This is a genomic window from Bacteroides timonensis (assembly GCF_000513195.1).
GTDB classification, from domain to species: Bacteria; Bacteroidota; Bacteroidia; order Bacteroidales; family Bacteroidaceae; genus Bacteroides; species Bacteroides timonensis.
In genome coordinates this window covers 1-5,648 of the sequence record NZ_CBVI010000021.1, presented here as the reverse complement: position 1 = coordinate 5,648, position 5,648 = coordinate 1, and the positions used below count along the sequence as shown (strand labels likewise).

The 5,648-nt window shown below is 42.0% G+C and carries 3 protein-coding genes and 1 tRNA gene; 3 read left to right on the top strand and 1 reads right to left on the bottom strand.

The genetic code is table 11. From position 1 onward, the window contains the following. Positions 1-25 precede the first annotated feature (25 nt). A tRNA-Arg gene (locus tag BN161_RS06305) sits at positions 26-97 on the bottom strand. Positions 98-547: 450 nt separating this feature from the next. Between BN161_RS06305 and BN161_RS06300 the strand changes: the two genes are divergently transcribed. The 3 genes from BN161_RS06300 (at position 548) to BN161_RS06290 (ending at position 4,836) form a co-directional block, all read left to right on the top strand. Then, a complete protein-coding gene (locus BN161_RS06300) occupies positions 548-2,395 on the top strand; it encodes a 2-oxoacid:acceptor oxidoreductase subunit alpha (protein ID WP_044264008.1) in 1,848 nt (615 codons plus the stop codon). Positions 2,396-2,502: 107 nt separating this feature from the next. Then, positions 2,503-3,507, top strand: a complete 1,005-nt coding sequence (locus BN161_RS06295) for a 2-oxoacid:ferredoxin oxidoreductase subunit beta (protein WP_007219299.1) — start codon at positions 2,503-2,505, stop codon at positions 3,505-3,507. A 201-nt stretch (positions 3,508-3,708) separates the two neighbouring features. Continuing rightward, positions 3,709-4,836 carry an ATP-binding protein gene (locus tag BN161_RS06290; protein ID WP_044264003.1) on the top strand — a complete coding sequence of 376 codons (1,128 nt, stop codon included), beginning with the start codon at positions 3,709-3,711 and terminating at the stop codon, positions 4,834-4,836. The last annotated feature ends 812 nt before the right edge of the window (positions 4,837-5,648 follow it).

Genomic DNA, 5,648 nt, shown 5'->3' with positions numbered 1-5,648 from the left:
GAAATGGCTTCCCTTTTTTGTTTTGTAGTCCCGAGGGGAATCGAACCCCTATCTAAAGTTTAGGAAACTTCTATTCTATCCGTTGAACTACAGGACCAAAAACATTTGCGGTTGCAAAGATAAAGCATTCTCCCGATTTAACAAAGGCGAATGAATCTTTTATCGAGAAGTTAAAGAAATACAGTCTACACAAGATTTTATCAAAGTGTCAACCTAAATCAGCTACAAACAGTAGTATATTGGTGATTCAATCTTACATTTAGTCAACAGTCACGCAACCAAAAACAAATGATAATATGTAACTTTTATTCGTTCAAGTCAGACACATAGTCAGAGCTTTATTCACTCCAAATATCAAAAAACACTCATTTCTCAATTCTTTTAGTACACAATCACAGATTAACTCAAAAAGATTTTGCCAAGTCGCATAACTTTCCGACATTTGCAAACGTGCCTATAAAAAGCGTAGCACTTTTTGTAAGTACCCCAACCAACATAAGAACAGATTTTAAGTGATCCTATAAATTAATCATAGTAATACGAAATTATGGCAAACGACATGATGGTAAAAGAACTGGATCAAGTGGTAGTCCGCTTTTCCGGAGACTCCGGCGATGGTATGCAGCTCGCCGGCAACATCTTTTCAACAGTATCGGCTACGGTGGGAAATGACATCAGTACTTTCCCCGACTATCCCGCAGATATCCGCGCCCCGCAAGGTTCTCTGACCGGCGTATCAGGTTTCCAGGTACACATCGGCGCCAGCAAAGTATTCACCCCGGGTGATAAATGCGACGTATTGGTAGCTATGAACGCTGCCGCTCTGAAGACACAGTATAAGTTTGCTAAATCCACTGCTTGTATCATTATCGACACAGACTGTTTCCAAGCTTCCGATTTACAAAAAGCCGCTTTCAAGACTGACAATCCTATCGAAGAAATGGGTATCAAGCAAGATGTTATTGCCGCTCCTATCTCTCAAATGGTGAAAGATTGCCTGGCAGAAACAGGTATGGACAACAAAGCAATGCTGAAATGCCGTAACATGTTCACTCTCGGCCTGGTATGCTGGTTGTTCAATCGTGACTTGAAGATTGCAGAAGACTTCCTTAAAGAGAAGTTTGCGAAAAAGCCGGAAATAGCAGCAGCCAACATCAAGGTGATTCACGCCGGCTACGACTATGGTCACAATACACACACTTCCGTAGCGCATACTTATAAGATAGAAAGTAAGATAAAAACACCCGGAATATACATGGATATCATGGGCAACAAAGCTACAGCCTACGGTTTCATTGCTGCTGCTGAAAAGGCAGGTCTGAAGTTATTCCTGGGTTCTTATCCCATCACTCCTGCTACGGACGTATTACATGAACTCTCCAAACATAAATCCTTAGGTGTCATTACCGTTCAATGCGAAGATGAGATTTCCGGCTGTGCCACGGCTGTCGGTGCTTCTTTTGCAGGCGCATTGGCTGTAACTACCACTTCCGGTCCGGGTGTCTGCCTGAAATCAGAGGCTATGAACCTGGCAGTGATTACAGAACTTCCTCTGGTTGTTCTGAACGTACAGCGCGGTGGCCCTTCCACAGGTTTGCCGACTAAATCGGAACAAACTGACTTATTGCAGGCCTTGTTTGGCCGTAACGGTGAAAGCCCGATGCCGGTTATTGCTGCAACCTCACCGACAAACTGCTTCGATGCAGCCTATGCAGCTTGTAAAATGGCTTTGGAGCACATGACTCCGGTAGTTCTGTTGACAGACGGTTTCGTAGCCAACGGTTCCGGTGCATGGAAGCTGCCGGATCTGGATACATATCCTGAAATCAAACCTCAGTATGTTACTCCTGAAATGAAGGATAACTATACTCCTTATAAACGCAACCCTGAGAACCAGGTACGTTACTGGGCCATTCCGGGACAAGAAGGCTATACTCATATCCTCGGTGGTCTGGAAAAAGACAGCAACACAGGTGCGATCTCTACCGATCCTGAAAACCACAACCTGATGTGCCACCTGCGTGCAGAAAAAGTTGCAAAGATTGCTGTGCCCGATGTAGAAGTACAAGGCTATGCAGATGATGCAGACCTGCTGATTGTAGGTTTTGGCGGTACTTACGGACACTTGTATTCTGCTATGGAAGAGATGAACAAAGCCGGACAAAAAGTAGCCTTAGCTCACTTCTCTTATATCAACCCACTTCCTAAAAATACGGCTGAAGTATTGAAGAAATATAAGAAAGTGGTAGTTGCCGAACAGAATCTGGGACAATTTGCCGGTTATCTCCGCATGAAGGTAGATAATTTCACTCCGTATCAATTCAACGAAGTCAAGGGACAGCCGTTCGTAGTAAGCGAATTGGTGGCTGCCTTCACCGAGATACTGAAGAAGTGACAAGCTACAGGCTACGAGTAACAAGTACTGCCTTGAACAGACTTGTAGCTTGTAGCCCGTAACTCGTAGCTACTAAAAAACTTATCAACTTAAAACTTAAGAACATCATGAGCGAATATACAGCTAAAGATTTCAAAAAAGGACAACCTCGTTGGTGTCCGGGTTGCGGTGACCACTTCTTCTTGAATTCACTGCACAAAGCGTTGGCAGAAATCGGTGTTAAGCCTTGGGAAACTGCCGTAATTTCGGGTATCGGTTGCTCTAGCCGTCTACCTTATTATATGAATACATATGCGATGCAGACTATCCACGGACGTGCTGCCGCCATCTCTACCGGATGTAAAGTAACCAATCCTAACCTGAGCGTTTGGCAGGTTTCAGGTGACGGTGACGGTCTGGCTATCGGTGGTAACCACTTTATCCATGCTATCCGTCGCAATATAGATATCAACATTCTGTTGCTGAACAACCGCATCTACGGTTTGACAAAAGGACAATATTCTCCGACGTCTCCCCGTGGCTTCGTCAGCAAATCCTCTCCTTATGGTACGGTAGAAGATCCGTTCCACCCAGCTGAACTCTGCTTCGGTGCCCGTGGACGTTTCTTTGCACGCTGTGTAGCTACAGATGGTCCCGGTACAGGAGAAGTTCTGAAGGCTGCCGCTAACCATAAAGGAGCCGCTGTGTGTGAGATTCTGCAACACTGCGTTATCTTCAATGACGGAACCTACGACTCTGTATACAACAAAGACGGACGTGCCAAAAATGCTATCTATCTGGAACACGGTAAGCCGATGCTTTTCGGTGAGAACAAAGAGTTTGGATTGATGCAGGAAGGCTTCGGACTGAAAGTTGTGAAGTTGGGCGAGAACGGTATCACAGAAAAGGATATCCTCGTTCATGATGCACACTGCATGGATAATACATTGCAACTGAAATTGGCTCTGATGGAAGGGCCTGACTTCCCGGTTGCTCTCGGTGTGATCCGCGATGTAGAAGCTCCGACTTATGACGATGCTATCATGGAACAGATTGAAGAAGTATCGGCAAAGAAGAAGTATCACAACTTCAAGGAACTGTTGATGACAAATGATATTTGGGAAGTGAAGTAAACAAATAAAATCTCCTTTCTGATAAAAACCTCATTACCGTTCTATAAAGTAGTAACGGTGATGAGGTTTCTTCGTAACCGAAAATGAACATCCCCAAATATTAGTGTAATTTTTAGGATTATAATCCCAAATATCATACTAATATTTGGGATTTAAACTTTTAAAGCTTAAATTTGTCTTGAAATCAAATAAGACGAAAAGATGATACGCAGAAAACTTCAATCGGTAATCGAAGGCAATCTATTCAAAGGAAAGGCCATCATCCTAATCGGTGCAAGACAAGTAGGGAAAAGTACATTATTCAATCAAATCATTAAGGATCGAAAAGAGACAGTACTTACACTGAATTGTGATGAACCGGAAGTAAAAGAGATGTTGACCAACATCAACACCCCCGAACTAAAAATGCTGATTGGTAGCAACACAATCGTTGTAATAGACGAAGCGCAACGAGTGCCGGAAATAGGTTTAACTTTAAAACGCATTACAGACAATTTCGTCAATGTACAACTTCTAGTTACCGGCTCTTCATCTTTTGAATTGCAAAGCAATTTGAACGAACCTCTTACCGGACGCAAATACGAATATCACCTCTATCCCATTTCTACGGCGGAGTTATATGACACCCAAGGCCTCTTGGCTGTCAAACAGATGTTTGAATCCCGACTTATATATGGCTCCTATCCGGATATCATCAATCATGCCGATGAAGCTAAAGAACTATTAATGAATATAGCCAACAGCTACCTGTACAAAGACCTGTTGGCTATGAATGAGATACGCCGTCCCGTATTGCTGGAAAAGCTGCTTATCGCTCTTGCCCTGCAAGTAGGTAGCGAAGTATCCTACAATGAAGTAGCACAAACCATCGGCACCGACAACAAAACGGTAGAAAAATATATCGACTTATTGGAAAAGTGCTACGTCATCTTTCGTCTGAACGCTTTCAACCGTAACTTACGAACAGAATTAAAAAAAGGCAAGAAGATTTATTTCTATGACAATGGTATTCGCAATGCGGTCATTCAGAATTTTGCGCCATTATCCCTCCGCCAAGACACAGGTGCTTTATGGGAAAACTTCTTCATCAGCGAACGTATCAAAGCAAATCATTATAAAGGGAATTATGCCAAAAGTTTCTTTTGGAGAACCACGCAGCAGCAAGAGATAGACTATATAGAAGAAGCGGACGGCAAATTCACAGCTTTTGAAATGAAGTGGAATCCTAATAAACGCCAAACGACCTTTCCGTCTCCTTTCTTGAATAACTATCCAATAAAAGAAACTGTGATCATTACACCGGAGAACTATCTGGAATGGATTATGTAAGTATAAACCACACAAGGGAACTCTTCTTCCTTCTACTTTCTCAAACATTCTCGCCCCTATGAGAATAAAATCTTATAATAGAGAGAATATTTTCTCATAACGATGAGTTTTTTTTCTCATAACAGTGAGAATAATCTTTGTTAAGGCATAAGAAAGCAGTCTTCACCTTAGTTCTTTTGATTCATTACTGTAGGGTTTTGAATCTTTTCACCACGGAGTACACGGAGGTTTATAAATGATAATTTAGCGAAATGAAGAACTAAGAATGAAGAATGAAGAATTACCTTGCGGCATGCTTGCATAGCGCAGCTAAATTCTTCATTCTTCATTCATCATTCTTCATTAAATTATCATTCATCAGCATACCTATTCCTTTGCAAAACATGAATCAAGATCAATCTTACAACAAAGAATTTCTGCAAATTTGTCGACACTCGACACTATTCCCGATTATCCGTTCACTTACAGGTGTTTACATGAGTGCTGGAAGAGTGTATGTAAGTGTAGGTAAGGGCGTTGTCGACACTTTTTTTTTCGATAATCATACAAGAAATACATGTTAATCTTTTGTATATCAACTACTAATGCGCATATATACCGTTTCTTCATAATCTATGCAAAATCACCGTGTTTACGGCACTAAACAGCCCTAATATCGTCAGATATGTGCTGGTTTTCGCCTTCGGTACATAAATAAGGCTGTAAATAAGACCGAAAAACGGCCTGTTTCCCATTTACAAGAAGTTAGGAGTTTGTCGACAAGGAGTTAACTTCTTGTCGACAAACTCCTAACTTTTTGTAAACAGGAAATT